General features: G+C 30.5%; 2 protein-coding genes. Both read left to right on the forward strand.

The window, feature by feature from the left end; genetic code table 11:
* Window positions 1–689 precede the first annotated feature (689 nt).
* The gene (locus tag DW981_RS14660; protein ID WP_055196128.1) at window positions 690–950 is read left to right on the forward strand and encodes a hypothetical protein; all 261 of its coding nucleotides are present in this window, start codon (window positions 690–692) and stop codon (window positions 948–950) included.
* A gap of 75 nt (window positions 951–1,025) precedes the next feature.
* Entirely contained in the window at window positions 1,026–1,223 is a 198-nt protein-coding gene (locus DW981_RS14665; RefSeq protein WP_055196129.1) for a CLI_3235 family bacteriocin precursor, read from the forward strand.
* The last annotated feature ends 235 nt before the right edge of the window (window positions 1,224–1,458 follow it).

Here is a 1,458-nt window from a genome sequence, read left to right on the forward strand (position 1 = left end):
AAGAATAGACAAAGTTTTTAGTGGATGTTTGTTTTTTACACAGTTAAAGAATAATCGTCCACTTTTCTGTTTTGGGCAAGAAAATGTTTTTTTACTTTTAGTTCGGTTATATGGTTATTTATAATAAAAATATAGAAACAATGCGTCGTTTAATAGATGATATATGAAGTATATGTTGGAGGGGTGAATTAAAATATAAGTCAAAATTTTTTAAACTATAAATGAGCAAGTTCGTGATTTTGCATAAAAGAAAGACACCTTAAATCGTTTGTGTTGTGTAATGAAAGTGATGAAACAAACATCGACCAACGGAAACAGTATCGATATCTGTACCAACGTGCAATGGACAGCAAGGATTTTGATTCGTTCATGAAATTGGCAGTGTAGTTTTATGTAATTTTTCAAATTTGCTTATTTATAGTTCTTAAATTAAGAAGGATAACTTTATGCTTTTGCTTTTGACTATATTTTGAGTGTCATTTTCTGCTGTAAATGGTCATTTTCTGCAAAGCTACTTTGTAGTATGATGTTAATTGCTTATAATTAAAGTATCGAACAAAAATAGAAAGGAGAATGCAGTATGGGAATTAATGTAGTATCATCGTATGCCAATACATACACTTACGGAAATGTAAAAGACGAAAGCATAAAAGGATTTTAGCATACGAAAAGAATGATAGAGGAAAGTTATGGGTAATATGGATATAGAGCAAAGGGTAATTTCGGTTTTTTGGAATAAATTTCAATTTCATGCAGAAAGATTATCTGAAACTCAGAAAGCGGATAGCTTACTTAATCCAGAAATAGGATTTAAAGCAGTAGATTTGTTTGTTTTGTATATGGAATTAGAAAAGGAACTGCATATTAAATTTGATGAAAAAGATGTAATTGATAGCAGATTTGATGTGTATGATAATATCATAAATTCGGTAAAGAGACATTTGATGTAAGGTATAGTTGCTCATACATAATGAGAATATTATATGACAGGTTTCTGTCAATATTGAAGAAAGGAGGATTGTCCTATGAAAAAGCAATTAGGAAAGAAAGCTCATGTACAGGAAGGAACAATGACTGCATTTGCATGTGATTGTATCTCTGTATGCCAATCAAGTGCATTTTGTAACTGCACATCTGCTGCAACACAGTCTAATACATATGCGGCAAGTATGGGCAAGATTGTGGCAACTGCTTTGTCAGGTTCTAATTATATGTGGGGCTAATTCAGAGTAGTAAGTTTTACGGTGACTGGCAGTAATTTTATTGCTGTCAGTCATTTGCAAACAAAGGAGATACAATATGGAGTTAAGTAATAAACCTTTTATTCATTTATTTAGAACCAGAAATCAATATTATTTTTATGATGCAAATACATGTTCAATTATCAGAATTAATGAAACAATGTATGACATTTTAAAAAACAAGGAAAATTTTTTGGAATTAGAGCAGTTAAAGAAA

It is taken from the genome of Clostridium sp. AM49-4BH, assembly GCF_003478335.1.
GTDB lineage: Bacteria > Bacillota > Clostridia > Lachnospirales > Lachnospiraceae > Butyribacter.

Bases quoted from the DNA above. Each gene is read 5' to 3' on its own strand.
- DW981_RS14660 (WP_055196128.1), top strand. From the start codon at position 690: ATGGGTAATATGGATATAGAGCAAAGGGTAATTTCGGTTTTTTGGAAT.
- DW981_RS14665 (WP_055196129.1), top strand. From the start codon at position 1,026: ATGAAAAAGCAATTAGGAAAGAAAGCTCATGTACAGGAAGGAACAATG.